29 protein-coding genes and 2 pseudogenes are annotated in these 26,566 nt (G+C 64.0%); 16 read left to right on the top strand and 15 right to left on the bottom strand.

Annotated features, from left to right (window positions below; translation table 11 throughout):
- Positions 1–57: 57 nt before the first annotated feature.
- Positions 58–762, bottom strand: a complete 705-nt coding sequence (locus O7A70_RS09785; protein WP_337105133.1) for an SDR family oxidoreductase — start codon at positions 760–762, stop codon at positions 58–60.
- An 18-nt stretch (positions 763–780) separates the two neighbouring features.
- Between O7A70_RS09785 and O7A70_RS09780 the strand changes: the two genes are divergently transcribed.
- On the top strand, positions 781–1,386 hold the full coding sequence (locus tag O7A70_RS09780) for a YybH family protein (RefSeq protein ID WP_337140193.1): 606 nt from the start codon (positions 781–783) through the stop codon (positions 1,384–1,386).
- A gap of 96 nt (positions 1,387–1,482) precedes the next feature.
- On the opposite strand, the gene O7A70_RS09775 is transcribed toward O7A70_RS09780, so the two are convergent.
- The gene (locus tag O7A70_RS09775) at positions 1,483–2,100 is read right to left on the bottom strand and encodes a helix-turn-helix domain-containing protein (RefSeq protein ID WP_027141459.1); all 618 of its coding nucleotides are present in this window, start codon (positions 2,098–2,100) and stop codon (positions 1,483–1,485) included.
- A 142-nt stretch (positions 2,101–2,242) separates the two neighbouring features.
- Between O7A70_RS09775 and O7A70_RS09770 the strand changes: the two genes are divergently transcribed.
- From O7A70_RS09770 to O7A70_RS09760, 3 genes and pseudogenes are all read left to right on the top strand, one after another.
- Positions 2,243–3,376: an NAD(P)/FAD-dependent oxidoreductase gene (locus O7A70_RS09770; RefSeq protein ID WP_337140192.1), complete on the top strand. Its 1,134-nt coding sequence runs from the start codon at positions 2,243–2,245 to the stop codon at positions 3,374–3,376.
- 49 nt (positions 3,377–3,425) lie between these two features.
- Positions 3,426–5,040 (top strand): annotated as a pseudogene (locus O7A70_RS09765) (ABC transporter substrate-binding protein).
- Between the two features lie 238 nt (positions 5,041–5,278).
- Entirely contained in the window at positions 5,279–6,379 is a 1,101-nt protein-coding gene (locus O7A70_RS09760) for a serine hydrolase domain-containing protein (RefSeq protein ID WP_337140191.1), read from the top strand.
- A 6-nt stretch (positions 6,380–6,385) separates the two neighbouring features.
- Here O7A70_RS09760 and O7A70_RS09755 read toward each other — a convergent pair whose 3' ends face one another.
- On the bottom strand, positions 6,386–6,949 hold the full coding sequence (locus O7A70_RS09755) for a cytochrome b (protein ID WP_337140190.1): 564 nt from the start codon (positions 6,947–6,949) through the stop codon (positions 6,386–6,388).
- Positions 6,950–7,351: 402 nt separating this feature from the next.
- On the opposite strand from O7A70_RS09755, the gene O7A70_RS09750 reads away from it, so the two are divergent.
- Positions 7,352–7,546 (top strand): hypothetical protein, encoded by a 195-nt coding sequence (locus O7A70_RS09750; RefSeq protein WP_337133163.1) that lies wholly within the window; start codon positions 7,352–7,354, stop codon positions 7,544–7,546.
- Positions 7,547–7,650: 104 nt separating this feature from the next.
- On the opposite strand, the gene O7A70_RS09745 is transcribed toward O7A70_RS09750, so the two are convergent.
- A complete protein-coding gene (locus O7A70_RS09745) occupies positions 7,651–9,756 on the bottom strand; it encodes an EAL domain-containing protein (RefSeq protein ID WP_337140189.1) in 2,106 nt (701 codons plus the stop codon).
- Between the two features lie 336 nt (positions 9,757–10,092).
- Between O7A70_RS09745 and O7A70_RS09740 the strand changes: the two genes are divergently transcribed.
- Positions 10,093–11,163 (top strand): phosphatase PAP2 family protein, encoded by a 1,071-nt coding sequence (locus tag O7A70_RS09740; RefSeq protein WP_337140188.1) that lies wholly within the window; start codon positions 10,093–10,095, stop codon positions 11,161–11,163.
- A gap of 126 nt (positions 11,164–11,289) precedes the next feature.
- On the opposite strand, the gene O7A70_RS09735 is transcribed toward O7A70_RS09740, so the two are convergent.
- Both O7A70_RS09735 and O7A70_RS09730 read right to left on the bottom strand, forming a co-directional pair.
- The gene (locus tag O7A70_RS09735; protein WP_337140187.1) at positions 11,290–11,826 is read right to left on the bottom strand and encodes a hypothetical protein; all 537 of its coding nucleotides are present in this window, start codon (positions 11,824–11,826) and stop codon (positions 11,290–11,292) included.
- Between the two features lie 115 nt (positions 11,827–11,941).
- Positions 11,942–12,268 carry a DUF1330 domain-containing protein gene (locus O7A70_RS09730; RefSeq protein WP_027141451.1) on the bottom strand — a complete coding sequence of 109 codons (327 nt, stop codon included), beginning with the start codon at positions 12,266–12,268 and terminating at the stop codon, positions 11,942–11,944.
- A 175-nt stretch (positions 12,269–12,443) separates the two neighbouring features.
- Between O7A70_RS09730 and O7A70_RS09725 the strand changes: the two genes are divergently transcribed.
- A complete protein-coding gene (locus O7A70_RS09725) occupies positions 12,444–13,136 on the top strand; it encodes a winged helix-turn-helix transcriptional regulator (RefSeq protein WP_337140186.1) in 693 nt (230 codons plus the stop codon).
- A 117-nt stretch (positions 13,137–13,253) separates the two neighbouring features.
- Here O7A70_RS09725 and O7A70_RS09720 read toward each other — a convergent pair whose 3' ends face one another.
- Complete coding sequence (locus tag O7A70_RS09720; protein ID WP_051442578.1) at positions 13,254–13,436, bottom strand: helix-turn-helix domain-containing protein; 183 nt, start codon at positions 13,434–13,436, stop codon at positions 13,254–13,256.
- Between the two features lie 229 nt (positions 13,437–13,665).
- Between O7A70_RS09720 and ada the strand changes: the two genes are divergently transcribed.
- From ada to O7A70_RS09700, 4 genes and pseudogenes are all read left to right on the top strand, one after another.
- The gene (gene ada / locus O7A70_RS09715; protein ID WP_337140185.1) at positions 13,666–14,763 is read left to right on the top strand and encodes a bifunctional DNA-binding transcriptional regulator/O6-methylguanine-DNA methyltransferase Ada; all 1,098 of its coding nucleotides are present in this window, start codon (positions 13,666–13,668) and stop codon (positions 14,761–14,763) included.
- Between the two features lie 21 nt (positions 14,764–14,784).
- Positions 14,785–15,003, top strand: coding sequence for a hypothetical protein (locus O7A70_RS09710; protein ID WP_337140184.1), 219 nt, complete (start codon positions 14,785–14,787; stop codon positions 15,001–15,003).
- Between the two features lie 300 nt (positions 15,004–15,303).
- Entirely contained in the window at positions 15,304–15,855 is a 552-nt protein-coding gene (locus tag O7A70_RS09705) for a methylated-DNA--[protein]-cysteine S-methyltransferase (protein WP_337140183.1), read from the top strand.
- Positions 15,852–16,594: pseudogene (locus O7A70_RS09700) on the top strand (2OG-Fe(II) oxygenase). The gene O7A70_RS09705 and the pseudogene O7A70_RS09700 overlap by 4 nt, the downstream one beginning before the upstream one ends.
- Before the next feature lie 300 nt (positions 16,595–16,894).
- On the opposite strand, the gene O7A70_RS09695 reads toward O7A70_RS09700, so the two are convergent.
- From O7A70_RS09695 to O7A70_RS09675, 5 genes are all read right to left on the bottom strand, one after another.
- Complete coding sequence (locus O7A70_RS09695) at positions 16,895–17,827, bottom strand: sigma-70 family RNA polymerase sigma factor (protein ID WP_337140182.1); 933 nt, start codon at positions 17,825–17,827, stop codon at positions 16,895–16,897.
- Positions 17,824–18,354 (bottom strand): dihydrofolate reductase family protein, encoded by a 531-nt coding sequence (locus O7A70_RS09690; protein ID WP_337140181.1) that lies wholly within the window; start codon positions 18,352–18,354, stop codon positions 17,824–17,826. Before O7A70_RS09690 ends, O7A70_RS09695 begins: the two co-directional genes overlap by 4 nt.
- A 2-nt stretch (positions 18,355–18,356) precedes the next feature.
- Positions 18,357–19,295 carry an alpha/beta hydrolase gene (locus tag O7A70_RS09685; protein ID WP_337140180.1) on the bottom strand — a complete coding sequence of 313 codons (939 nt, stop codon included), beginning with the start codon at positions 19,293–19,295 and terminating at the stop codon, positions 18,357–18,359.
- Between the two features lie 107 nt (positions 19,296–19,402).
- Positions 19,403–20,278: an SDR family oxidoreductase gene (locus O7A70_RS09680; RefSeq protein ID WP_337140178.1), complete on the bottom strand. Its 876-nt coding sequence runs from the start codon at positions 20,276–20,278 to the stop codon at positions 19,403–19,405.
- 127 nt (positions 20,279–20,405) lie between these two features.
- The gene (locus O7A70_RS09675) at positions 20,406–20,993 is read right to left on the bottom strand and encodes a dihydrofolate reductase family protein (protein ID WP_337140177.1); all 588 of its coding nucleotides are present in this window, start codon (positions 20,991–20,993) and stop codon (positions 20,406–20,408) included.
- Positions 20,994–21,100: 107 nt separating this feature from the next.
- On the opposite strand from O7A70_RS09675, the gene O7A70_RS09670 reads away from it, so the two are divergent.
- From O7A70_RS09670 to O7A70_RS09660, 3 genes are all read left to right on the top strand, one after another.
- The gene (locus tag O7A70_RS09670; RefSeq protein WP_337140176.1) at positions 21,101–21,517 is read left to right on the top strand and encodes a winged helix-turn-helix transcriptional regulator; all 417 of its coding nucleotides are present in this window, start codon (positions 21,101–21,103) and stop codon (positions 21,515–21,517) included.
- A gap of 116 nt (positions 21,518–21,633) precedes the next feature.
- Positions 21,634–22,881 (top strand): DNA polymerase IV, encoded by a 1,248-nt coding sequence (gene dinB, locus O7A70_RS09665; protein WP_337140175.1) that lies wholly within the window; start codon positions 21,634–21,636, stop codon positions 22,879–22,881.
- 131 nt (positions 22,882–23,012) lie between these two features.
- Positions 23,013–24,179 carry a Fic family protein gene (locus tag O7A70_RS09660; RefSeq protein ID WP_337140174.1) on the top strand — a complete coding sequence of 389 codons (1,167 nt, stop codon included), beginning with the start codon at positions 23,013–23,015 and terminating at the stop codon, positions 24,177–24,179.
- 8 nt (positions 24,180–24,187) lie between these two features.
- Here O7A70_RS09660 and O7A70_RS09655 read toward each other — a convergent pair whose 3' ends face one another.
- Together O7A70_RS09655 and O7A70_RS09650 are read right to left on the bottom strand one after the other, a co-directional pair.
- Entirely contained in the window at positions 24,188–24,337 is a 150-nt protein-coding gene (locus O7A70_RS09655; RefSeq protein ID WP_337140173.1) for a hypothetical protein, read from the bottom strand.
- Entirely contained in the window at positions 24,321–24,548 is a 228-nt protein-coding gene (locus tag O7A70_RS09650) for a tautomerase family protein (protein ID WP_337140172.1), read from the bottom strand. Before O7A70_RS09650 ends, O7A70_RS09655 begins: the two co-directional genes overlap by 17 nt.
- Before the next feature lie 292 nt (positions 24,549–24,840).
- On the opposite strand from O7A70_RS09650, the gene O7A70_RS09645 reads away from it, so the two are divergent.
- The gene (locus O7A70_RS09645) at positions 24,841–25,224 is read left to right on the top strand and encodes a YkvA family protein (protein ID WP_337140171.1); all 384 of its coding nucleotides are present in this window, start codon (positions 24,841–24,843) and stop codon (positions 25,222–25,224) included.
- Positions 25,225–25,287: 63 nt separating this feature from the next.
- Here the strand turns inward: O7A70_RS09645 and O7A70_RS09640 are convergent, their stop codons facing one another.
- Positions 25,288–25,821 (bottom strand): sterol desaturase family protein, encoded by a 534-nt coding sequence (locus O7A70_RS09640; protein ID WP_337140170.1) that lies wholly within the window; start codon positions 25,819–25,821, stop codon positions 25,288–25,290.
- 184 nt (positions 25,822–26,005) lie between these two features.
- Here O7A70_RS09640 and O7A70_RS09635 point away from each other — a divergent pair, with 184 nt between their 5' ends.
- Positions 26,006–26,470 carry an NUDIX domain-containing protein gene (locus tag O7A70_RS09635; protein WP_337140169.1) on the top strand — a complete coding sequence of 155 codons (465 nt, stop codon included), beginning with the start codon at positions 26,006–26,008 and terminating at the stop codon, positions 26,468–26,470.
- Positions 26,471–26,566 lie beyond the last annotated feature (96 nt).

Genomic DNA, 26,566 nt, shown 5'->3' with positions numbered 1-26,566 from the left:
GCAGGGCAGAGGGGGGCGCTGGCCCGCCGGCGTCTCCAAAAAATCGGACCAAATCCCTCACAGCGCCCGGATAACACCCCCATCCACGCGGATACTCTGCCCGGTAATGTACCCGGCCCCTTCCGAAGCCAAAAAAGCAATGGTCGCGGCGATCTCCTCGCTCGTCCCGTAGCGTTGCATCGGCACGTTGTCGCGGCGCTCTTCGGTGGTGGGCAGGCTGTCGATCCAGCCGGGCAGCACATTGTTCATGCGCACATTGTCTGATGCATAGGTGTTGGCGAAAATCTTGGTGTAGGCGGCAAGGCCGGCGCGGAACACGGCCGAGGTCGGGAACATCGCGCTCGGCTCGGCCACCCAGGCCGTCGAGATGTTGATGATGGCGCCGCCCTTCTGCTTGACCATCTGCGGCGCCACGATACGCACCGGCCGGATGACGTTCATCAGGTAGACGTCCATGCCGGTGTGCCACTGCTCATCCGTGATCTCCAGGATCGGCGCGCGCGGCCCATGGCCGCCGCTGTTGACCAGCACGTCGATGCGGCCATAGCGCTCCAGCGTCAGGTCGGCGAGACGCTGCAGGTCGTCGTTCGACTGGTTGGAGCCGGTGACGCCGAGCCCGCCAAGCTCCTTGGCCAGCGCCTCGCCCTTGCCGGACGAGGACAGGATCGCCACCTTGAACCCATCCGCCGCCAGGCGCTTTGCCGCCGCCGCGCCCATGCCGCTGCCGCCGGCCACGATGACAGCTGTTTTTTCTGAATTCATTGGGTTTTCCTCATTACGTTGGCGGGAGTTTTCAGCGAGTCATATAGCTGGTTTCGTCGGCCAGTTCGAACCGGAAAGGCTGATCCAGGTTGCAGAAAAACTCAACGCAAGCCGGCGCCACCCGACCAGCCTGCGATCGCCGCCGCAACCGTTGTTGCTGATACGGCGGACCGCACTATCTCTGCTCTCGCCGATTTCCGAACTCACCCGGAGGACTGCGCGATGAACGACGACGAAAAAGCCATCAGGCAAGTGGTCGACACCTGGATGACGGCCAGCAAAAGCGGCGATCTGGCGACCGTGCTTTCGCTGATGACCGACGACGTGATCTTCACGGTTCCCGGCCAGGAGCCGTTCGGCAAGGCGGCCTTTGCCAAAGCGTCGCAAGGCATGGCTGGAGCAAGGATCGACGGAACGAGCGAAATCCTCGAACTGCAACTGCTTGGAGACTGGGCCTTTATCCGAAACCGCATTGAAATGAGCGCCACCTCGCCGGGCGGTAGCGTGCATCGGTCGGGATATACGCTGACGCTCCTGCGCAAGGAGAAAGACGGGCAATGGAGGCTTGCACGCGATGCAAACCTCGTCACCACGAAAAAAGAGGAGACGCTGGATCGGCAATGAGGCATCCGAGATGCGATTGCGGGATCGCCTCCGGAAGGCATTGATAACCACGCAAATTAGCGCCCGGGGTGCGACGGCGGCGGTGTTCGAAAGCCCCTACCCCTCCACCGTCTCCAGCACCGAGAGCAGCGTGCCTTCCATGTCGGGCTCGTCGCCGGAGCAGACGCACAGCATCTCGGCGTCGCCCTCGCCCACCGAGAGATAGGCGTGGCCCATGGTGGAATCGATGTAGACGCTCTCGCCCGCTTTCAGCCGCACCGGCGCGTATTGGTCGGTGTGCAGTTCGATCTCGCCCTTGAGCACGATCAGGAACTCCTCGCCGGCATGCCGGGTCAGCGGACCGAACTCTTCCGGCGTGCGGGCGCGCGCATAGGCGTGGATCGGCACCATGCGCTTGCGCACCAGGTCGGTGGCGAGGTACCGGTAGTCGTAGTTGCGGGTCAGCTGGCGCAGCGTGTTGGACTGCGAGGTCACCGAACGGCGAGTGCGCGCCGCCGGCTGCTTGCGGTCGCCGCTGAGCAGTTCCGTCACATGGATACCGAGCCCTTCGCAGATCTGTAACAGCTTGTCGTAGCTCAGCGACATCTGGTCGTTCTCGACCTTGGATAGCGTCGACACCGCGACGCCGGTGAGAGAGCTGACCTCCTGCAAGGTCCAGCCATGTCTTTTTCTCAGGGCACGCAGACAATCACCGAGATTCGGTTGCTCCGACATTGTCAGCTCCATGAAGCGGCGGCACGTCACTACCGCGGGGTTCATCCTAGGTAGTCGAACTCGAGCGGGCCATCAACAACACCAACAATTTTCTTATACGCTAAATATTGACTGGATACGAAATTATTTTTACCACTGATTGATGCAGTCGAATTCTCCCACGAAGATCATCGTCATCGGCGGCGGCATCGCCGGTCTCTCCCTTGCCGCCGAGGTGGCGGACTGGGCCGATGTCACCGTCATCGAGCGCGAACCGCATCTCGGCTACCACGCCAGCGGCCGCTCCGCCGCTCTGTTCACCGAGACCTATGGCAACCGCCTGGTGCGCGGGCTGACGCTGGCCAGCCGGCAGGCGATAGTCGAGGGCGGTTTCGTCGCCCACCGGCGCGGCGCGCTGCACGTCGGATGGACTGGTGACGATGCCGCCATCGACAAGCTGGCTCATGAATTGCAGGCGCTGTTGCCCAGCGTGCGCCGCCTGTCGGCGGCCGAGCTCCACGGGCTGGTTCCGGTCATTGCCAGGCAAAACACCTGCGGCGGCGTCTATGAGCCGGAGGCAGTGGATGTCGACACGGGCAAGATGCTGGGGTCCAGCGCCTCGGCGCTGAAAGCCAGCGGCGGCATCATCCGCACCGGCGAGGAGGTCCGCGCCATATCACGCGACGGCAGCGCTTTTCGGGTTGAAACGAGCGCCGGCGTCTACTCGGCCGACATCGTGGTCAACGCCGCCGGCGCCTGGGTCGATGTCGTCGCCGGCATGGCGGGGCTGCCGGGCCTCGGCTTCCAGCCCAAACGGCGCACCGCCTTCCTGTTCGATCCGCCCGCCGGGATGGATATCGCCGGCTGGCCGCTGGTGGTCGACCTGCACGAGCAGTTCTACTTCAAGCCCGATGCCGGCAGGCTGATCGGCTCGCTTGCCGACGAGACGGACTCCGAGCCTTGCGACGCCTGGCCGGAAGACATCGACGTCGCCATCGCCGTCGACCGCATCGAACAGGCGACATCGATGCGCATCGGGCGTCCGTCGACGCCATGGGCGGGCCTGCGCACCTTCGCGCCCGACCGCACGCCGGTCGCCGGCTTCGACCCGCGCCTTCCCGGCTTCTTCTGGCTCGGCGGCCAGGGCGGCTATGGCTTCCAGGTGTCGCTAACATTGGCCAGGCTGAGCGCGGCGCTGCTGCGCGGGCAGTCCATCCCGGGGGATGTCACGGCGCTCGGCGTCACCGCCGCGGCGCTGGCGCCCGACCGCTTCCTTGTCCCGGCGGCGGCCCCATGAATTTTCAGCCCTTCCCTCACCCCGTAAAGTGTCATCAGGAGCGTTTGCGATGAAATCCACCGTTCTGCGCACAGTGCTTGCCCCGTCCCTTCTGGCCACGTCCCTTCTGGCCTCATCCGTCCTCGTCGGCGGGCAGGCCTACGCTAAGACGCTGGTCTATTGCTCGGAGGCCAATCCCGAGACCTTCAACCCGGCGATCGGCATCGCCGATTCCACCATGGACGCCGCCGCCAAGACGATCTTCAACCGGCTGGTCGAGTTCAAGCCGGGCACGACGGAGGTCGGACCGGCGCTGGCCGAAAGCTGGGATGTTTCATCGGATGGCAAGACCTACACCTTCCATCTCAGGCACGGCGTGAAATTCCAGTCGAACGAGCATTTCACGCCCTCGCGCGACTTCAACGCGGATGACGTGCTCTACACCTTCAACCGCCAGCGCGATGCCAACGATCCCTATCACAAGCTCGGCGGCGGCGCTTACGAGTACTTCAACGCGCTCGGCATGGGCACGCTGATCGACAGAATAGACAAGGTCGACGACTACACCGTGCGCTTCACGCTGACGTCAGCCAATGTCACCTTCCTGGCCGGGCTGGCGCTCGACTATCTCTCCATCCTGTCGCTGGAGCAGACGCAAAAGATGGTCGCGGCCGGCACGCCGGAGCTGATCGACAGCATGCCGGTCGGCACCGGGCCTTTCGTGCTTCAGGCCTATGTGCCGCCAGGTCCGCTACGCCGCCAACAAGGATTACTGGCGCGGTGCGCCGAAGATCGACACGCTGGTCTTCGCCGTCACGCCCGAGCCAACCACCCGCGTCGAGCGCATCAAGGCCAATGAATGCCAGGTCGCCGCGCCGCCGCCGCCAACCGCGGTCGCCGACCTGCGCGCCGATCCCGACATCACGGTTCTCGATCTCAAGGGCCAGAACATCGGCATCCTCGGCTTCAATGTCGAACACCAGCCGCTGGGCGACGTGCGCGTGCGCACGGCACTGGCCAAGGCCATCGACCGCAAGGCGATCGTCGATGCCGTCTACGCCGGCGCCGGCACGGTGGCCGGCAGCGTCGTGCCGCCGGCGCAGCTCGGCGCCGTCACCGATGCCGGCATCGACTATGATCCCGAGGGCGCGAAGAAACTGCTGAAGGAGGCCGGCCACGATAGCGGCCTCAAGATCAGCCTGTGGGCGATGCCGGTGTCGCGCCCCTATAACCCCAACGCCAAGCGCATGGCCGAGATGATCCAGGCGGACTGGGCCAAGGTCGGTGTGCACTCGGATATCGTCAGCTTCGAATGGGGCGAATATCTCAAGCGCACCGCGGCGGGCGAACAGGACACCTTCCTGCTAGGCGGCAGCAGCGACAATGGCGACCCCGACAACATGCTGAGCTATCTCCTCTCCTGCGACGGCGTGAAGGGCGGCTCCAACCGCTCGCGCTGGTGCGACAAGGATTTAGAGAAACTGCTTGACGAGGGCCGCGTCGCCGCCGACCCGAAGGAGCGCGCCGCGATCTACGGGAAGGCGCAAGCGATCCTGAAGGCCGTGGTGCCGGTGGCGCCGATCGCCCATTCGATGGTCGCGATCCCGATCCGCAAGAGCGTGCTCAACTACGTGCTCGACCCCTTCGGCCGGCAGAATTTCGCCGCCGTCGACATGGCGGAGTAAGGCTGGCCGCCGCCCCCTCATCCGGCCCTTCGGGCCACCTTCTCCCCGGTGGGGAGAAGAGGTGGTCGAGCGCTCGGCTCTCCTTTCAACAGCTCTAATGGCGAGCCTGACGAAGCATGGCGCCCTCTTCTCCCCGACGGGGAGAAGGTGGCCCGAAGGGCCGGATGAGGGGGCCTCTCCAAGGGCACAACGCCAGCAGATTTGCGAAAATCCCGTGCTCCACAAAAGCGAGATCATCATGCCAAAAAAACTGACCTCCCTCCTAAACAGCTACCTTGCCGACGGCGCGGTGGGTGCCTCGCTGGCCTACGCCAAGGGTGACTCAACGCCGACCGCCCTTACCGCCGGCCTCGCCGACCGCGCGCATGGCACATCAGTCACGCCAGACCAGCTGTTCAAGATCGGCAGCTGCACCAAGACCTTCGTCGCCGCCGCCCTGGTCAACCTCGCCGAGACCGGCAAGCTCGACCTCGGCGCGCCGATCTCATCCTGGTTCCCGGACCTGCCGGGCGCCGGCGATATTTCAGTGCGCCAGTTGATCAACCACCGCAGCGGCCTGCCGGAATTCGAATACTACATTCCGATGGACCCGGGCCGGCAGTGGACGCCGCGACAGCTGGTCGACATCGCCTTTGCCTCCGACAAGCAGAAGGCGCCGGGCGGGCCAGCCGTCTACAACAACACCGGCTATGTCCTGGCCGGCATGGTGATCGAGGCCGTCACCGGCCAGCCGCTGGGCGCCTATGTCAGAAGCGCGATCCTGCAGCCGCTCGGCCTGGAGAACACCTGGTCGCCGGCGACCGAAGCGTTTCCGGAAAAGTCGATGGTGCGCGGCTATTACCACCGGCCGCCGCCGGCGCCGAACGCGCCCACCGACATCGCCTCGGGCGGCGAGATGTGGCGCATGGACGGTGTGCTGCCCTATTCCGACGAGCTGCAGGACTCGTCCGACTCCTTCCCGTTCAACGCGGCCTATGGCTGCGGCGACATGATGTCGACGCCATCCGACATGGCGGGTTTCATGCGCGGCCTGTTTTCTGGGAAGCTGTTGTCACCGCCGTTCTTCGCCGAGATGTTCGAACACCGCGTGCCGGCGAGCTTTCCAGGCACCCGCATGCGCGAGACCGGCGCGGGCATGTTCCAGAGCGCCTATGCCGACCGCGCCTTCTACGGCCACCAGGGCAGCATCCCAGGTTATGTCGCCGTCATGCTGCACGATCCCGAGACGGACCTCACCATCGCCATGACCAGCAATGTCGGTTCCGGCAACCGCTTGTCCTTCCAGGCCAGCGGCCTGCACCCGGTGGTCGACCAGGCGATCCGCATCATTCTCGACTGACAGCGTTCAGCCGCCCTGCCCGGACGATGGATCGGGCAGGCCCGGCAGCATCTGGCTCAGCACCCGGTCGCGAAGGAAGACGTGATGGAAGATGGCAGCGGCCGCGTGCAGGCCAGCGAGCCACATCATGATATCGCCGAGCGTGCCATGGATCTCCGCCAGCGGCGCGCCCCAGGTGCCGGAAAACGGACCGATCGCGCCCAACCCATAGACAGTGACCGGGTGGCCGTCGAACAAGGCGCCGACCATGGCTGTCGCCGGAACCGCGAACAGCAGCGCATAGAGCGCCCAATGCGTTGCCTTCGAGGCGACCTCCATCCAGGCAGGCATGGCCGGCGCCTCGGGAATGCGATCGAACCGGCGCCAGACCAGGCGAATGACCAGCAAGCAGAAAACGGCAAAGCCGAGCGACTCGTGCAGCAGCAGCGTCGACGCCCTGGCCGCTGAATAGACCCGCTCCGGAGGGCCACCCGCCGAGACCAGGAAAGCAATGAGCACCAGCAGTGCCGTCAGCCAATGAAATGCCTGGGCGAGGCGTCCATAGCGGGTTGTCGTGCCGGACAGCGACATGCGAGAGCTCCGAACAGTTGGACATCTCCCCTCGCCCTCGAATGTGGCCTTATTTCAGCTGTTCCTCAGGCGACATGGGTTTGCTGCGCGAATGGCGGCCATCACCGAGTTCGCCGGCGGCGCGGCCTGACAAGGTTCAGCTCATACTCGGACAAAAGAGCGCAGTTTAATGCATGTCGCCCGGAAGTGTCCCCGGTTCCGGGACAACGACATGCATAAAATCAGAAGCTGTAGGCGCGCCGCCAGACCGCGCAAGGCCGCGGCGCCGCCACTCCTGACACGACGTGTCGCCGCCGGCCGCCAGGCATTCGGCGGCATTTGAATAAAAGGCGCCTGTGGATATTTACCCCAAATTGCGCCAGGCCGGCCAAGATACATTAGGGCGGTATCATGGAGGGACCATTGAACAGTGATTTTTCAGCCGCCCGTCTTCATCTCGAACGCGCCTACCACTATCTGCGCGGCAATGACGAGACGAGCCGTTCGACATGCGAGGCCCTCGATCTGTTGATCGAGACGGTGGCGGAAGCACAGCACAGGAAGCCGGAACCCGGGGTGCTGGAATTTCCCCGAGCGGCGGCGCGCCGACACGGCTGAACAAAACCCGCCGCGCTGAGCGGATTCGGGCTGCGCGCATCAAGTCTTCGTCTTCACGAATGTCGTTATCCAGGCCGCTTTCGGAGCGACATGCAAGTTGTCCGTCAGGACGCCTTGCGACTTGATGCGTCGCCCGCCATTTGCGCCGCGCGCGCCACGATCCGCTCCAGCGGTTCGGGCCGGTGCAGCAGGAAGCCCTGGCCGAACTCGACGCCCATATCGTCCAGCATGGCCACCGTGTCCTGCCGCTCGATCTTCTCGGCCACGACGGCGCAGCCGAGGCTGCGGGCGATGCTGGCGATGGCCAGCACGATCTCGCGGTCGAAGCGGCTTTCCGTGACGTGCTCGATGAAGGAGCCGTCGATCTTGATGGCATCGACCGGAAAGCGCCTGAGATATTCGAACGAGCTCATGCCGGCGCCGAAATCGTCGAGGCTGACCTTGCAGCGCCGCTCGCGCGCCTTGCGCACGAAGGTTTCGGCGGCATCGAAATTGGTGACGGCGGCGGTTTCGGTGATCTCGAAGCCGATGCCCGAATGCGGCGCCCCGGTTTCCTCGATGATGCTGTCGACGAAGTCCCACAGCCCGGGATCGCTCAGCGTCTGCGCCGAGAGGTTGAAGCCGAGCGTGATCGCGCCGGATTTCATCGCCGCGCCGTGCCGCGACAGCGCGGTGCGGATGATCCAGCGGTCGAGCCGCGCGGCAACGCCGAAGCGCTCCGCCGCCGGTATGAATTCGCCGGGCGGGATCAGCCGGCCGCCCTTTCCGTCAAGCCGCGCCAGCACCTCGACATGGCGGCTCTCATCCCAGGGCCTGCCTAGCCGGTGGATCTCCTGGCCGAACAGTTTCAGCCTGCCGTCGTCCATGGCATCCACCGTGTCGGCGGCGAGCCGTGCCGCGTTGAGGCCGCCCGAACCGGAGGCGGCATCGGTCGAAAACAGCGCGAAGCGATCACGCCCGGCGGCCTTGGCCGCGTAGCAGGCATCGTCGGCGCAGGCCAGGGCGTCGGCAACCGTGGTGACACGGTCGCGGACGATGGCGATGCCGATGCTGGCCGCCAGCCGGCGTGACGTGGCGGCAAGGCCGAGATCGGCGTCGCGCACGGCCGCCAGGATGGCGCCGGCCAGTTGTTCGGCTTGCACGGTATCGCAATCGGGCACCATCAGCGCGAACTCGTCGCCGCCGAGCCGCGCCGCATGCGCCGACGGCGGCAGGCAACGGCCAATACCCGCCGCGACGCTCTTCAGCGCCAGATCGCCCGCGGCATGGCCGGCGAAATCGTTGAGCGCCTTGAAGTAGTCGAGGTCGATGTAGAACACCGCCAGAGACGCGCCGGTGACGATGTGGTCGGCGAGCAGCCTGTCGAAAGCGGTGCGATTCCAGAGTCCGGTCAATGCGTCGTGACGGGCGGCGAAGGCCAGTTCCTGTTCGCGCACCTTGTCCTCGGTGATGTCGCGCACCGTGCCGAGAACCAGGCCGGCCGCGCCCGCCGCGGCGACGAAGCGCAGCAGTGATTCGACGTGGCGGATCTGGCCGTCGCGCTTGATGATGCGGTACTGCGCGGCGATGACGCCGTCGGTTTCCAACGGCACCCTGTGCGCGCGTTCGGCGGCGTCCTTGTCGTCGGGATGCAGGTAGCTGTGCCAGAGATCGGCCGTCACCTCATCGGTCACGGCGACGAGGCCGAATATCTCCCTTGTGCGCGCGTCCCAATAGCTCTTGTTGGTGGCGATGTCGTAGTGCCAGATGCCGCTGCCGCTGGCGGCGAGCGCGAGGCGAAAGCGGATATTGACCTGTTCGAGCGCGGCTTCGGCCGCCTTCTGCTTCGAGATGTCGGTCTGCACGCCCATCAGCCTGAGCGGCTTGCCGTCGGCGTCGCGCTCGACGATGCCGCCGCGGTCGAGCACCCATATCCAATGGCCCTGCTTGTGCTTGAGCCTGAGTTCGGTCTCGATGGCGTCGGTCAGCCCGGCAATGTGGCGGTCGCCGCTGGCCAGCGCCCGTTCCCGGTCGTCGGGATGGGTCAGTTGCAGCCACAGGTCGCTGGCATTGGCGAGTTCGTCCTCCTCGTAACCCAGCATCCGCGCCCAGGTCGCCGAATAGAAGCAATCGCCGGTGCGAAGGTTCCAGTCCCAGACGCCAAGATCGGCGCTCTCCAGGGCCTTGGCCCAGAACGCTCCGTTGCGACTTTTCTTGCCCTGACCCGCCATCGTCCGTTTCGCCTGCCCCACCCCACCGGCAATCTGCCGCAAAACCAGAGAAGAAACAGTTACCGGACAGCGGAGGGGCGGAATGTCTGCTCGATCGCCTGGACAGCGATGCCCTCTTCGATCGCGGCGGAGGCGCGGCGGCGTTTCCGGCGGAGCCGGCAATCATCGACACTGCCGCATTTCGTCGACGTCTTCGTGAACAATTCCTTGAGGAAAATGGAAGAATCATATCCGTCCGATACTTGAAAGAGCCTTCCTCCCAGGTGTAACCGGAAAGTAATACTTCGCGTTATAGACAAGATTCGGAAATCTTGGGCAGCTGGCGGGATGTCTTCGATGAGTGCGTACACCGGACACCGGGACGGCGATGGCCGCACCCTTGCCGTTCTTGACCTGGACATCGAGACGACCAGGAGCGGCTGGCTGCTGACGGCCATGTGTCTGGCTTACGCCTTGGCCGCGCTTTGCCTCGAGCCGGACCGGTACCTGCACCTGGCCCAATCCTACGCCCGGCCCTTCGTTTTCTTTCTGCCCGCGCTGTTTGCAGCCGGTCTCGGCCTGGTGGCCCTGACATTCTCCAGGCAAAACCCAACCAGGTTCATGCTCGACACGATCCGGCAGCGCTGGCTGGGCGCCGCACCCGTGATCCTCCTGTCCTTTCTCGGCATCACGGCCTTCACCACCTTCAAGATCTCCATCCCGGACTTCGTGCCATTCTACGCCGACGGCATGCTGGCGGAACTTGATCTTGGGTTGCATGGCGCCGACCCCTGGGCATGGGCGCACAGCGTCGTTCCCGAATCCGTCTCGGCCGTCGTTTTCTTCGGCTACGGATACGGTTGGCACGTGCAATGGTTCGGCACTTTGCTGTTCGTCGCCTTCTGGAACAACCCGGCAGGGCGTCTGCGCTATCTCTGGGCGCTGGCGCTGACCACGATCGTGTGCGGCACGGTCCTGGCCACGTTGTTGTCGTCCACGGGTCCGATATTCCACGACCAGTTCTATGGCGGCGACCGATTTGGCGCATTGCGGGACGCTCTGGCGCACAACAGCTATGCCGCGCCGGTTCATATCTATGCCAACTATCTGCTTGCCGCCTTCGAAAGCAAACGGCCGGAACTTGGCGGCGGGATTTCCGCCATGCCAAGCATGCATGTCGCCTTCGCCACGCTCAACGCGTTCTTTCTGAGCGGTTTCGGTCGCCGGTGGGCGTTTGCCAGCTGGTCCTTCGCGGCGTTTATCCTGTTCGGTTCGGTCTACACCGGCTGGCACTATGCCGTGGACGGCTACCTTTCCGTCCTTGTCGTGTCCGTGCTGTGGTACCTGACCGGACGTTTCGTTCTGCCGCGGGCGAGCCGGGACAGCGCCGGGATGGAACTGCCGCTGCCCGAAACGGCATCGCAATGATCAGCCTGTCTGGCTTCGTCGGAGGCGGCAAGAGCCGTCTGCTACGCCTGCATCGCTGATTTCGTGGGGTCGACAGGAACTTCGGGACAACGGCCAGGCGGCATTGGCGCCGCCTGGCGATGCCGGTTACTGGCTCGGCGCCATCGCGTGCTCGCATGACACTTTCGGGTTCATGTCGGCGAATGTGCCGGTCGGGTTGCCTTTCCAGGCCCAGACATGCAGCTCGTAGAACTCACCCAGGCCATAACGGTTGGGCGCGCTGTTGAAGTTGAACAGCTGTCCCTCGAGCGAGGCCGGCCCCTTCGAGGTGATGTATTCGACCGCCACCAGCTTCAGCGTGCCGTCGGCCATCGGCTCGTACATCACCGCTTCGGGACGGGCGATGTCGATCTTGTCGTCCTTCAGATACCCGCCATTGACATAGTGGATGCCCATGGCGCCGCCGGTGATGCCGCTGGCGCAGGGAATAGGCGCATAGCCTTCCGCAGTCGCGGCGTTGACGTCGAGAAACCGGCTGTTGGCGGCCCGCACCTTCTCGGCCAGCGGACTGGCATCCGGCGCGCCCGCCGCCGCCTCCTGATGCGCCTGTGCGAAGGTGGTGCAGACGGCCAGCATGGCCCCCGCCATGAGAAGCCCGTTGCGAAAGTTTGATTTCATATCCATTCCATTCCTGTTGAAAAAGCACGGCTGGCCGGCCGCCGGCAATACGGCGGCGCGACAGGCAAGCGCCGTGGCTGTTGCTGCTTGGAGATCCCGAAAACGACGCGGCGAATGCCGGTCATCCCTTCGGCAGATACGGGATCGTTCCGGCCAGATCGGTGTCGTCGATCAGCTGGAAACGGCTGTCGCTGCCGTCCTGACGGGCCGAAACGAAAGGCGCATAGGCCGGATCGTTGGTGAAGGCGCGCGCCGCGGCTTCCGACGGAAAAGCCATCAGGGCGATCAGCGTCGTGTCGAGCGGCATGCCTTCGAGCGTCTTCACATTGCCGCTGCGCGACAGATATTTGCCGCCATGCTTGTGGACGAGGTCGTGCACCGAGGCGGCATAGGCCGGGACCCATTTCGGATCTCTCATCTTGATATCGGCGATAACGTAAGCAGTCATTGTGGTCTCCTGGTTGCGGCGCACAGGGGTATCCCGTGCGCCGGCCAAAGGGCTCGCATGGCAAGGCCCGCGCCAGCCAGTCCGCGATCTGTACTGGGCCGGTACAGTTTCTGTACTCGCCGCTTCAATCGCGAAGGGCTAATGTTCCCCAAGGTTCGAGGGAGAGGCACAAGTCATGACCCAGCACGGATATAAACAGTTCTGCCCGCTATCGATGGCCGCCGAGGTGCTGTGCACCCGCTGGACGATGGTGCTGATGCGTGAGCTCGTGGCAGGGTCGACCCGCTTCAACGACCTGCGCCGCGGCGTGCCCAAAATGTCGCCGACCCTTCTGTCGCAACGGCTGAAGGAGCTTGAGCTGGCGGGGATCGTCGAGCGCAAGGAGGTCCAGGGAGAAAAAGGCATTTTCGACTACCGCCTGACCGAGGCCGGCCGCGATCTGCGCCCGGTCGTCGAGGCGATGGGCTTTTGGGGCCAGAAATGGGTCGAGTCCCGGCTGTCCCTCAAGAACCTCGATCCTTCGCTGCTGATGTGGGACATGCGGCGCAACCTGAACCCCTTGCCGCTGCCCGAGGGACGCACGGTGATACAATTTCTGTATCAGGAACTCCCCGCCTCCAAACGCTCATGGTGGCTGATCGTCGAAAAGCACGGTGAAGTCGACCTGTGCTGGTACGATCCGGGCTTCGACGTCGACCTCTATGTCTCGACCGACCTGCACACGATGACGGCGATCTGGATGGGAGTGCTCACCGTCGAAAAGGCCGGTGCGAAGGTCGTCCTGACCGGCGACCAGGCCATCGGCAGGCAAATGCAGACCTGGCTCGGCCTCAGCCCGTTCGCGGTGGAACCCAAACGCGCGGCGTAGGAGCCGGTGCTGTCGGCAAGCGCGTGGAGAAGGCCCATGCATGTTGTCCGAGGCGATAGTCCGATCACCTCGGCCGAAGCCTTTCGCGACACGTTGAACATGTGCGAATGAATGGATTCAACGGGATCGTGCCTGAATCGGATAGTGCTTTTCCTCATAAGCCTCGATCAGAGTTGCGAGAACGCCAAAGCGATCACCGTCGGGAGAGCCGATCTCCGGCTCATTTTCGAAGTATTTGGTGATTTCGGCGATCGCCCAATCGTAATCGGCTTCGGTCTTAATGGGTCGAATGTTTTCCATCACACCTTCTCCGGATCAACTTTGTCGTTCTTTGCCCGAGCTGGGAGGGAAATTGGGTGTATCTCGGTTTGAAATCAGATCGTTTGCCAAAGCGCCAATTCAAGGCACCAGAAATTGTAGCGCATTCCGGTCTCCCCACCAAAACGTCACGAACATTGATCAAGCTTCCCTTCCTGACAGTTGGCAGGAAACGGGTGGCGAGGCCGGCTTTTGGCGGCTTCAATGCACCATGTTCATCACCCTGGCCAAACATCTGCAACCCGCGCCGCTGCCGGTGGCCGATGATCCGCGCTGGGCGCGCATCGTGGCACGCGACAAGTCGGCCGACGGGGAATTCTGGTATTCGGTGGCAACCACCGGTGTCTATTGTCGGCCGTCCTGCCCGTCGCGGCGCGCCAATCCGAAGAACGTGCAATTGCACGGCATGCTGGATCAGGCCAAGGCGACAGGCTTTCGCCCATGCCGGCGCTGCAATCCGGACGGCCCTTCGCTCGAGGCCGCCAACGCCGGGATGGTCGCCGATGCCTGCCGCAGGATCGAGGCGAGCGAGGTGGAACCGTCGCTCGCCGAACTGGCCGATGCCGCCGGCCGCAGCCCCGGCTATTTCCACCGCGTTTTCAAGGCGGTCACCGGGCTGACGCCGAAAGACTATGCAGCGGCCCAGCGTGCCACCAGGGTCCGCCAGGGCCTGGAAGACGGCGTCAGCGTGACATCGGCGATCTACGATGCCGGCTTCAATTCGAGCGGGCGCTTCTACGAAAAATCGACCGGCATGCTCGGCATGACGCCGACGCGCTACCGTGCCGGCGGCGCCAACGAGGAGATCCGCTTCGCCGTCGGCGAAACGTCGCTCGGCACCATCCTGGTCGCCTCGAGCCGCAAGGGCGTCGCCTCGATCCTGCTTGGCCATGATCCCGACGCGCTGGTACGCGACCTGCAGGACCGTTTCCCCAAGGCACGGCTGGTCGGCGGCGACAGCGACTACGAGGCGCTGGTCGCCCGCGTCATCGGCTTCGTCGAGGCGCCGGCGCTCGGTCTCGACCTGCCGCTCGACGTGCGCGGCACCGCGTTCCAGCAGCGCGTCTGGCAGGCCTTGCGGGACATCCCGGCCGGCCGCACCGTCTCCTACGCTGAGATCGCGCGGCGTATCGGCGCGCCGAAGGCGACCCGCGCCATCGCCGCCGCCTGTGCGGCCAACGCCCTTGCGGTCGCTATTCCCTGCCACCGCGTGATCAGGAAGGACGGCGCCCCGTCGGGCTATGCCTGGGGCGCGGAGCGCAAACGCGCGCTGCTCGACCGCGAAGCCGGCCGGCCTTCGCGGGCCTGAGGAGACCCGGCAATGCGCGCGATGGCCAGGTCTTCCACCGCCGGTGCGAACAGCCAGGTCGCCAACGGCGCTGCCGTCAGCCGAGAGGACGCGAAGACGCTGGTGATGGCCGCCATGGGAGAGCTCGTCGATGCCGGCCAGGCCGAATGGGGCCGCACGGCGAGCGGTGAGTTCGAGCTGCGGTTGGTGACCGGCGAAGTGTTCGTGCTCGGCGAAGTGTCCGTCACGCGTGTCGCTTAGATACGCTTAGCGCTCTACGGCGCCCCCCTCTGTCCTGCCGGACATCTCCCCCACTTGGGGGGAGATTGGCAGTTGTGGCGTCGGCTCTTTTCTTGCGACGTTGGAAGATTGGCGAAAGCCGCGATGACAGCCAATCTCCCCCCTCGTGGGGGAGATGTCCGGCAGGACAGAGGGGGGCGCCACAGAACTCGGCGGTCGTGGTGAGCGCTCGTGAGCTGAGACTTCAATTTGAAAGCAAGCACCGGAGTGAGGAACATCCGGCCCGTGGCTAGGGTTCAGGCACAACAAGGAGTGAAGGCAATGAACCACATGCAAACCCATATGCCGGCGACAGCCGCCAGCGCCGCCCTCGACACCATCACCTATGCGATCGGCCAGTCCGCGCTTGGAAACATCCTCGTGGCGCGCAGCCCCGTCGGCGTCTGCGCCATCCTGATCGGTTTCGACACCATTACACTGGAACAGGACCTCACGGACCGCTTCCCCGGCAGGGTGCTGCTCGAAGACAAGGCCGGCTTGCGCGACGATGTCGCGGCGACAGCGCGCTTCATCGAAACGCCCGGCGCCGGTCTCGACCTGCCGCTCGACATGCGTCACGGCACGCCCTTCCAGCAACGTGTGTGGGCGGTGCTGCGCACGATCCCGTGCGGCGCCACCACCACCTACACCGCCCTTGCCCGGCGCCTCGGCATGCCGGACGGCGCTCGCGCCGTGGCGACGGCCTGTGCCGCCAACGCCATCGCGCTCGGCATTCCTTGCCACCGCGTGCTGCGCGCCGACGGCTCGCTGTCCGGCTACCGCTGGGGGATCGAACGCAAGCGCGCCTTGTTGGAAAGGGAGGCCGCGATATGAACGCCGACGCCAGGGTTGCACCGTCGCTGGTCGAAGCCGCCGAGACACGCATCGCCGCCTACGACTGGCCGGCGCTTACCGCCGAGCTCGACGGCTTCGGCTGCGCGGTGATGGAAAAGCTGCTGTCACCGCAAGAGTGCCGGCAGCTCGCCGGCCTCTACCCCAGGAGCAGCATTTCCGCAGCCACATCCACATGGCCAGGCATGGCTTCGGCAAGGGCGAATACCGTTATTTCCGCTATCCCTTGCCCGATCTCATCGGCGGCCTGCGCGGCGCGCTCTATCCGAGGCTGGCCGAGGTCGCCAACCGGTGGAACGAGCGCATGGGGATCGCCATGCGCTACCCCAGCACGCATGCAGCGTTTCTCGAACAGTGCCATGCCGCCGGCCAGGTCAGGCCGACGCCGCTCTTGCTGCAATATGTGCCTGGCGACTTCAACTGCCTGCACCAGGACCTCTACGGCGACCTCGCCTTCCCGCTGCAGGTGGCGATCCTGCTTTCCGAGCCCGGCGAGGATTTCACCGGCGGCGAATTCGCGCTGACCGAACAGCGGCCGCGCATGCAGAGCCGGGTCGAAGTGGTGCCCTTGCGCCAGGGCGACGCGGTGGCTTTCGCTGTCCACAACCGGCCGGTGCAGGGAACCAAAGGCAATTACCGCGTCAATCTGCGCCACGGCGTCAGCCGCCTGCGCTCAGGCATGCGCCATACCGTCGGCATCATTTTTCATGACGCGAAGTGAGTGCGAACAGAAGTCCCCGCCGGCCTCGGCGGATCATTTCGCCGGAGCGTAATTGCCGACATCCCGCGTGCTGGGCTTGCCAGCCTTCAAATCCGAAAGCTGGGGTATGGCGTTGGACGGAAAAACCGACCCCGGAGGAAACAAAGCCGCTGAAGCAGCGCCCATCCAATACGGCAATCTCCTGATGGCCATGCGCGCCGCTCCCCGTCCAGTCCGCATCTATACCTGCTCCGGCCACGTTGCGCCTTTGGTGTCAAACCTCACATGGATATTTCCGAAGGTCTTCGATGCCGAGCTTCCTCACCCATCGGCGGCCGCCATCTCCAGGATCCAGGGACACGCGTAATAGTCGGCAATGCTCTTGATCATGCCGCCATCGGCACGGATCCGCACCAGATAGGCCGGCCGCCAGACCTCGCCATATTGCCTGTCGACGACCAGCACGATCTCCCCTTCGAACGCGCCTGGCCGCATGCGCCAGGGCAGCTCGTTGCGCTCATATTCCACGAAGTAGGGCGAGGCCGAGAGCAGGCCGTTGTAGCAGTCCGAAACCTGCAGGCGCGCATCGGCGCTGGTCAGCGCCCGCACGCCGTCCCAGTCCCTGGCATTGAAGAGCGCGACATAGCGGTCGAGCAGCCGCTCCAGTTCAGGATCGTGTGGCGGCGCCGCGACCGGTTGCGCTGGCAGAGCGGCGAGCTTGGCGCGGCCGCGATTGAGCGCCGACTTGACGCCGCCCGATGTCGAACCGACGAGGTCGGCGATCTCCTCCAGCGAATGGTCGAAGACATCCTTGAGCAGCACGCAGGCGCGCTCCTTCGGTGGCAGATGCACGACCAGCCGCTCGATGGCGCGGCCGGCCCCCGGACCGGCCGGCTCGACCGGCAGCACGATGTCGTCGCCGGCATAGAAGGCCTCGGCCGCGTGCCGCGTGCGGCGATTGCGGATGAAGTCGATGCAGCGGTTATGCGCGATGCGGAAAAGCCACGGCCGTAGCGCCTGCGCGTCGTCGAGCAGCTCGATCTTGCGATAGGCCTCGAACAGCGCCTCCTGCATGATGTCCTCGCCATCCAGCGCCGAGCCGGTCATGCGCGCGCAATAGCGATGCAGCCTGGCGCGCAGATGCGAAACCGTCTCCAGGAACGCGGCATAGCGCAGGTCGAACACGCGGTCGGGCTCAGGCCAGGCCCGCATGCCTTGCGCCGTGTCGAGAGATTTGCGGATCTGCTGGTTCATCGCGGCACATAGATCAGGGTCACCACGCCATTGTCGAAACGATGCGTGCCGACAAGATCGAGGTTGATGGAACCAACATCGTCGAAGGCGCGCTTGCCGTGCCCGACCCATGTCGGCACGATCGACAGATGATACTCGTCCACCAGCCCCGCGGAAAGCAAGGTGCGGTCGAGCTGCGACACGCCATATTTCAGGATGTCGCCGCCCGGCTGGCGTTTCAGCGCCGCGAGCGCCTCGGCGACGTCGCCGTTGATGAGCGCGGCATTCCACGACACCGTCTTCAGCGTCGTCGAGGCGACCAGCTTCTTCAGGCCGTTGATCCGGTCCATGTACGGACCCTTGATCCCAGGCCAGCGCGCGAAGAACATCTCGTAGGTGGCGCGGCCAAGCAGGAAGAACTCGACGTTCGAAAGCGCCTGCAAGGCATGGTCCACATTCTCTCCGACGAAGAACGGCGAGGCCCATGTCATGGGCCCCTCGATGACGCCGTCCAGCGAGACGAAACTCGACACGATCAGCCGTCGCATGCTCACGCCGCCTTTTCGCGGGTCTTCTCACCGGCAGCCGGCAGCCCCAGTCTCGGCCGTACCCAGGCGGCGAAGCGGGCAATGGCATCGTCGGCCTCCGGCGCCCGCCCAGCCATCATCTGGAAGGAGTGCAGCATGCCGTCGAACACGTCGAGCCGCGTCTCGACCCCCGCCTGCCTCGCCCGCTCGGCGAACATGCGGCTTTCGTCGACCAGCGTCTCGTCGGCGCCGGCCTGCAGGAAGACCGGTGGAAAGCCGGAGAGATCGGCGTAGAGCGGGCTGACCTCGGGATCGCGCCGATCGGCATCGCCGATGAAATTGGCCGCCAGCCAGTCGACGGCTTCCTTGGCGAACGCCGGGTCTTTTTCGCGGTTGGTCTGATAGCTGGCGGCGGTCAGCGCCATGTCGAACCAGCCGGAGATGATCAGCGTGGCGACCGGCAGCGGCCGCCCTTGCGCACGCAGCCGCTGCAGGACGCCATAGGTCGGCACCGCGCCGCAGGAGTCGCCGGCAATCACGATCCGCCCGGGGTCGAAGCCCTGGTCGACGAGCCAGTTCCAGGCCGATATCGCGGCCTCCAGCTGGGCCGGGTGCTTGGCCTGATGCGCCAGCGGATAATCGTAGAGCAGCGCCCGGCAGCCGACGGCCTTGGCGAGATGGCCGACCAGCTTGCGGTGGGTGTAGATCGAGCCGCCGATGAAGCCGCCGCCATGCGCATAAAACAGCACCCGCTGCTCGTCGGCGCCTTTCGGCACCACCCACATCGCCGGCACGCCGCCGGCATCGACCTCGATATAGTCGACGCCGCGCGGCTCGCCGGTCAGCGCCGTCCAGTGGATATCGTTGTGGTCGATGATCGCCTGCGGGCTGGTCAGCTTGCCCGCATTGGCCGCCATAACAGCGTAATGGTTCCTGTTTGCCTCGCTCTCGATGCTCGCCATGATATTCTCCTCGGGTTGCGGATCGCGGAAGCGCGACCTTCGGAAGGCAGAGACGTACGGGCAGACAAAAAGGATACGTGACGGTGGGCGCTTTTTTGCGGACGCGCTCAGCCTCCAAACATCGCGGCATGACGCCGGGCGAATTCGACGAACGGCGTCGGCCGCACGCCGAACATCTCATGCGTCGCCAGATGCACACGCGATTTCGGTCGCCGAAGCCGCTCCGCCAGTTGCTCGTCCAGTGCGTCGGCGAAGTCGGCGGGGACGCCGGCGGCCAGCAGATTGCGCCGGCGCTCCCGCGGGCTGACATCGACGTAGCGGACCGGCTTGCCGATCGCCTGCGATATCCGCGCCGCGATGTCGCTCATCGTCAGCGCCTCGGGTCCGGTCATGTCGAGGCTCTCGCGTTCGTGGCCACCGTCGCACAGCAGCCGGACGGCGACCTTGGCGATATCCTCGACATCGACGGGCGACAGTTCGGTGTCGCCAAGCGCCAGATGGAAGGCGCCTTCGGTGGCGATGGTCGGCGCGTCGCGCAAATAGACCTGCATGAACTGGCTGGGGCGAAGGTGGGTCCACGCCATCCCGGCCGCTTCGAGATAGCGCTCGATTTCCTCATGCATGCGCGTGAAGCGGAACTTCGTCGCGTCATAGCCGATGTTGGATTCGGCACCGGAAAACTTCACCACATGCGCGACGCCGGCCTGCTTGCAGGCATCGATGAAACGGCACTGCGTCTCGACCATGTCCTCGGCCGCGGTCGAAATCATCAGCACGCGATCGATGCCATTAAGTGCGGCGCCAAGCGTCTCCGCCCGGCGCATATCGCCCTCGATCAGGTCGACGCCGGCAAGTCCGCCGAGCCCCGCCGCCGATGCCCGGTCCAGATCGCGAACCAGCGCCCTCGCTTGATGCTTCTGCCGCGCGAACTCGCGCACGATTGCCTTGCCGTTCAGGCCGGTGGCGCCTGTCACCAGGATCATGGTCTGTCTCTCCATTCAGATTGATGCGGCCGCCCTTGCGACGACCGCACCTTGAAGACGAAGAGAAGCGGGCAAAGGATTCCGGCCAAACGGCTTTTTTGTCGGCGCCAGGCCTGTACGCCGGCAATCAGCCTGCCGGCGCGTAGCGGCTGACCACCATGCCGCAGGCGTAGGCCTTCGAACCAAGCAGCCGCAGGTTCCGGAACCCGCCTTGCTCGAAGATGCGACGGCCGGCGCCCAGCACGGCTGGATTGACGAACAGCTGGAACTCGTCGACCAGCCCGGCCGCGATCAGCGCGGACGCAAAGCCGGCGCCGCCGAAGACGGCCATGTCGCCGCCGTCGCCCGCCTTCAGCGCGTTGACCTCGCGCGGCAGGTCGCCGCTCACCACTGTCGTGCGCTCCCAACGCGAGGCCTCGAGCCTGTCGCTCGGCACCACCTTGCGCGCGTCGACGATGCGCCGGGCGAAGGCATAGAACGGATCGGCCGGATATTTCCTCGCCGCATTGCCCCAATGGGTGAGATAACCCTCCTCGGCCATCTTGCGGCTGAGCAGGATGGTGTCGATGCCGGCGAACACGGCGTTGAAATCCTGTTTCAGCTCGGCGTCCCAGCCATTGTCGTCGCCCCACTCCCAGAGCTGCCACGGCTGGTCAGCATCGGCGCCGACGAAACCGTCGATCGACATCTGCATCTGAAGAATGAGCTTTTTCATCGGGGTGTCCTCGTCGGATTGGCTGGAAATGATTTACTTTCGGAACCATTTGACCCTTCGGAAAAATGGTGTCAATAGTAAAGTGATATAAAAACGGAACCATAGAGATGTCGACGCGTGAAAGATCCGCTTGCCCGATCAACCTGTCGCTGGAACTGCTCGGCGACCGCTGGACGCTGCTCATCATCCGCGACCTGGTCTTCGCCGGCAAAAGGCATTTTCGCGAGTTCCTGCAATCCGATGAAGGCATCTCCTCGCGCACATTGGCCGAGCGGCTGCAGACGCTGCAGGATGAAGGCATCCTCACCCGCAGCGACGATCCCAGCCACGGGCTGAAGGCGATCTACCGGCTGACCGAAGCCGGCATCGACCTCTTGCCGGTGCTGGCCACGCTCGGCGCCTGGGGCAGCAGGCACCGCAAGGCCGACGGTCAACTCGCCCGCATCGCAGAAGAACTGGCGGCCGGCGGCGAGCCGGCGCTGGAACGGATGAAGGTGGCACTGCGGGCGGAACATATTGTTTAGGCCTTTCCTCCTCCCCCATGGAAGAAGGACGGATCCTACGGCCCCGCATTGACAACGATCTGCATTTGTTCTCTATGTGTTCTGGTCTATCAGCAATCGCGGATGAGCGGAACAGGATGGAAACGACGGCCACCATCCTGCATGCCGATCTCGACGCCTTCTATGCCTCGGTGGAGCAGTTGCTCGACCCGACGCTGCGCGGCAAGCCGATCGCGGTCGGTGGCGGCGTGGTGCTCGCGGCCTCTTACGAAGCGCGCGCTTTTGGCGTGCGCGGCGGCATGCCGGGGCGCAAGGCGCGCGAGCTTTGCCCGCAATTGATCTTCGTCGGCGGCAATTTCAGCCACTACCAGCGGCTGGGCGACGCGGCGATCAAGGTGCTCGACGATTTCACGCCGGTGGTCGAGCGCATCTCCATCGACGAGGCCTTCGCCGATGTCGCCGGCTGCACGCATTTGTTCGGCTCTCCCCGGGAGATCGCGACCGTGATCCGCCGCCGTGTGCGCGCCGAACTCGGCCTGCCGATCTCGATCGGCGTGGCGCGCACCAAGCATTTGGCCAAGATCGCCTCGCAGGTCGCAAAGCCCGACGGGCTGGTGGTGGTCGATCCCGGCACCGAGCTTGCCTTCCTGCACGATTTGCCGGTCGCGCTGATGTGGGGCGTCGGGCCGGCAACCAGGGCGCGGCTGGCCGAGATCGGCGTCGAGACCATCGGCGAGCTGGCCCGGACGCACAGCGGCGCACTGACCCGGCTGCTCGGCCCCGCCGCCGGCGAAAAGCTTGCGGCCCTGTCCTGGAACCGCGATCCGCGCAGACTGGAGACGAAGCGCCGGGCGCACTCGGCCGGCGCGCAGTCGGCGCTTGGGCAAAAGCCGGCCGTGGCGCGGGTGATCGTGCCGACGCTGCTGCATCTGGCCGACCGCGTCGCCAGCCGGCTGCGCGCCAGGAACCGCCCCGGCCGCACGGTGACGGTGCGCGTGCGCTTCGCCGATCTCAGCGCCGTCACCCGCTCGATCACGCTGGAGCAGCCGATCTCGGCGACCGCCATGCTGGCCGAGATCGCCGGCGACCTGGTGCGCGGCGTGCTCGCCGATCATCCACGGGAGAAGACCATCTCGCTGCTGGCGATCTCGGTGTCACATCTGGAGGAAAGCGCCGAACTGCAGCTCGACCTGCCGCTTGGCCTCGCCGACGAGAAGCGCCGCCCGGGCAGCCAAAAGGGTCTCGCCCGCTTCGGCGCCGACCGCGCCATCGACAAGATCCGCGAGCGCTTCGGCAAGCAGGCGGTCGGCTACGGCACGGTGGCGCTGGAAGCGGCCCGCTCGGTGCCCGACGAATTCAGGGAGTTGGCGCAAAAGGAGTTGTGAGCGGAGGAGCCTCGGCCCCTCGCCACGCGGGGTCTGGAGGGGTAGCTTGTTCATGTGGGATATATAAATTGACTTCGTCGAAAAGTTAATTATATATCGTCGTCACGACGGTATGAAACGGGATAACCGACATGATCCACACCTATCCGACGCTCGATGCTACCGATCATGACGTTCTTGAAATGATCCGTGGACTTAGAAGCGAGCTAAAATATCAAGTCAGCGTGAACCCGATCCGGTGGACAGGTTTTTTGCGACGGAACACCTTTGCACGCGCCCTCCAAGGCTCCAATAGCATCGAGGGCATAAACGCCAATCTGGCCGAAGCTGTTGCTATTGTAGACGACGAGCGACCTGAGACATTGGAGGAAGAGACCATCCGTGCGCTCAACGGATACCGAACGGCAATGACTTACGTTCTCCGATTGCATGACGACCCGCACCTCGAAATCAACGCTCAATTGATCCGAAGCCTTCACTACATGATGCTCAACTACGACATGACAAAATGGCCCGGCCAGTGGCGTAATGGTGCCATCTACGTCGTGCACGAGCCATCAAAGGACACAGTGTATGAAGGACCAGATGCTGAGCTTGTTCCGGGCCTTATCGACGAGCTTGTGGCGCAAGCCAATAGTTTGCCTGCCGTCGATTCTTCGATGGTCCTAGGCGCCATGGTTCATCTCAATCTCGCGATGATCCATCCCTTTAAGGACGGCAACGGACGGATGGCCCGCGCCCTGCAAACATTGATATTGGCGCGCAAAGGCGTTGTCGCTCCGGTTTTTTGTAGTATTGAGGAATGGCTTGGCCGCAATACCGATGCCTATTACAAAATTCTCGCAGAAACAGCCCAAGGCAAATGGAACCCAGGCAACGATGCAACACCTTGGGTGCGCTTTTGCTTAGTCGCGCATTACCAACAGGCGATCACTCTTAAAAAGAGGAACGCGCAGATTGGTCAAGTTTGGGAGGCTATCGATCAAATTACAAAGAAATTAAAGATAAATGAGCGCGTGCAATTAGCGTTAATGGATGCTGCCTTCGGATATAAGGTCAGAAATTTGAGGCACCGAACCGAAAACGAAATTTCGGAGGTCGTCGCGAGCCGGGATCTAAAAGACCTGTGTGCAAAAGGATTGCTTATACCCGTCGGGGAGAAGCGTGGTCGCTATTATGTTGCGGGGGAGATGATCGCCGGTTTGAGTCGAAGGTTCGCTGACAAATCGAAGGCGCAAAACCCGTATGACCTTGTTTCAAAAAGGGCTAAGGCTTCGCAGCTTTCGTTGCCGGTTTAGCGGGAGCCTTAGAGGGAGGCTCTCCCGTCTTCCTTACCCTTCTTATAGCTTTTTGCTTTCGGTTCGTCGGTTTCCTCGCCTGTGGCAATGCGCATGACGCGGACAGCATTGCCGATCACATCGGCGCGGCGCTTCTGTCCTTTAGGTCCGGTCGGCATCGCGCTGCCTCCAAAGCTCGGTAAGGGACTCGCCTTTGCGGCCCCAGTTATCTGTGTCCACCTCGTCAATGACGACAAAGACGTATTCCGGGTCGCGCCCAAGCTCCTTGACAAGCACGTCGGTCATGCCGCGTATGACGGCGCGCTTCTGCTTGACCGATGCGATGCCCTTGGCAATTTCCACTTTGACGTATGGCAACCGCGCCTCCATGCTTTCCGCTAAGCATATAGGAGTTCGGGACGGCCCGCGACAACGGCTTTTGCGGCTCCAGATTTCAAACTGAGACACTACCCGAAATTGGGTGGCGGATCAGTTTGCGGATCGTGGACATCCTTGCAATGATCGAAGCAATGCATGTCGCCCGCAAGTGTCCTCGGTTCCGGGATAACGACATGCATAAAATCAGAAGCTTGCAGCAGGTCGGGCGAATCCTATTCGCCGCGACATGCTGTAACGAGCGGAGAGACCTACGGTGCGGGGTCTACAAAAAGAGAGTTGCCGTGTGACTGTCCTTGACAAGGCAAAGCAATGGGCGAGGGCCATCAAGCGCGATGTGGTAGCCTTGTGGCTGGCCGCCCGCGATCCTCGCGTTCCCTGGTACGCCAAATTTGCCGCCGGCGCGGTCGCCGCCTACGCGCTCAGTCCTATCGATCTGATACCCGATTTCATTCCCGTACTCGGATATTTGGACGACCTGATCATCGTACCACTCGGCATCCTGCTTGCGGTGAAGTTGATCCCCGCCGATCTGATGGCGGAGTTTCGCGCGGAGGCCATTCGCCGATCCAAACCGACCAGCCGCGTCGGTCTCGCATTCATCGTCGGAATCTGGATTCTGATGGCCGCCGCGCTCATCTGGCTATTCTGGCCAGATCGCTCGGCCTAGATTTCATCGCTCGACCGCACGGCGGACCACAAATGATGTTGGTGGCCTGTCGAGAGACCCACGTCAAAGCCGCGCGGTGCCGAAAATCCGGTCCCAGAATATCGACGTCACGCCGAAATTGGCGTTGTCGTCGATATGGTGGTGCACCGCGTGGCGGCGCTTGAGCGTATAGAGATAGCTCGCATGGGCCGGATGCCAGTGATGGATCATGTGGTGGACGCTGATGTACCAGAGGTAGCCCAGCATCAACCCGCAGCTCACCGCGCTGGCGGTCACGAAATCCGAGACCATCCAGACAGGCAGGAACGCCACCAGCGCATGCACGCCGAGGCTGAGCCAGGTGGGCGTGCCCACCGGGCTGCGCTCCTCGACATGGTGACGGTCATGCAGGTCCCGTATCCAGGGGACGTGGTGCAGCACGAACCGGTGCAGGACGTATTCGATCAGCGTCCACAGGCCAAGGCAGATCAGCGCCGTGCCGATCCAATCCGGCGCGCTTTCCTCTCCGGCCTCGATCAGCCCGGCCACGCCCAATATGGCGATCACCAGGGGATAGACCACGAAGTCGCTGTAGTAGCCGATCAGACCCAGCTGCATTCAGACGCCTCACCTGACTTTCGACGCCGCCCCAAAAAAACGATGCTATCAGATTGCCGGACTCGCGCATGAGGTGCAATGCAGACGCGACTGACATAGCGTCGCAATTTCCCGGTGCAAGGTCGGCAATGGTCAACGCAGGATCGACCGGCTTCGCACCAGTGCCGCAAACGGACGTGCAAACATGGCAAAACGCAGCGCGGGCCTGCTGATCCATCGCCGCGGCGGTAATAGCATCCAGGTGCTGCTGGTCCATCCCGGCGGCCCGTTCTGGGCGAAGAAGGACGATGGCGCCTGGTCGATCCCGAAGGGCCTTGTCGACGAGGGTGAGGGCGAACTGGCGGCGGCACGACGCGAGGCCGAGGAAGAGCTCGGTATAAAGATCGAAGGCCCCTTCGCCCGCCTTGGCGACTACCGGCAACCGGGCGGCAAGATCGTCACGGCCTGGTCCGTCGAGGCCGACATCGATGTGGCCACTATCAAGAGCAACACCTTCACCATGGAATGGCCGCCACGATCCGGAAGGATGAAGGAATTCCCGGAGGTCGACAGAGCCGGTTGGTTCACGTTGGCCGAAGCCGAGGTGAAGATCCTGAAGGGCCAGCGCCCGATGCTGGTCGACCTAGCCAAACAGCTGGGCGTGACATGATCGCCGGCGGCAAAAGCTGCCGATCTCCCCCCTCGTGGGGGAGATGGCCGGCAGGCCAGAGGGGGGCGCTGTTCCGCCAGCCTCTCCTCAATCAGC

Source organism: Mesorhizobium sp. Cs1299R1N1 (genome assembly GCF_037179655.1).
Taxonomy (GTDB): Bacteria; Pseudomonadota; Alphaproteobacteria; order Rhizobiales; family Rhizobiaceae; genus Mesorhizobium; species Mesorhizobium salmacidum.
The sequence above is the reverse complement of the archived record's forward strand: the minus strand, read 5'-3'. Positions and strand labels throughout refer to the sequence as shown.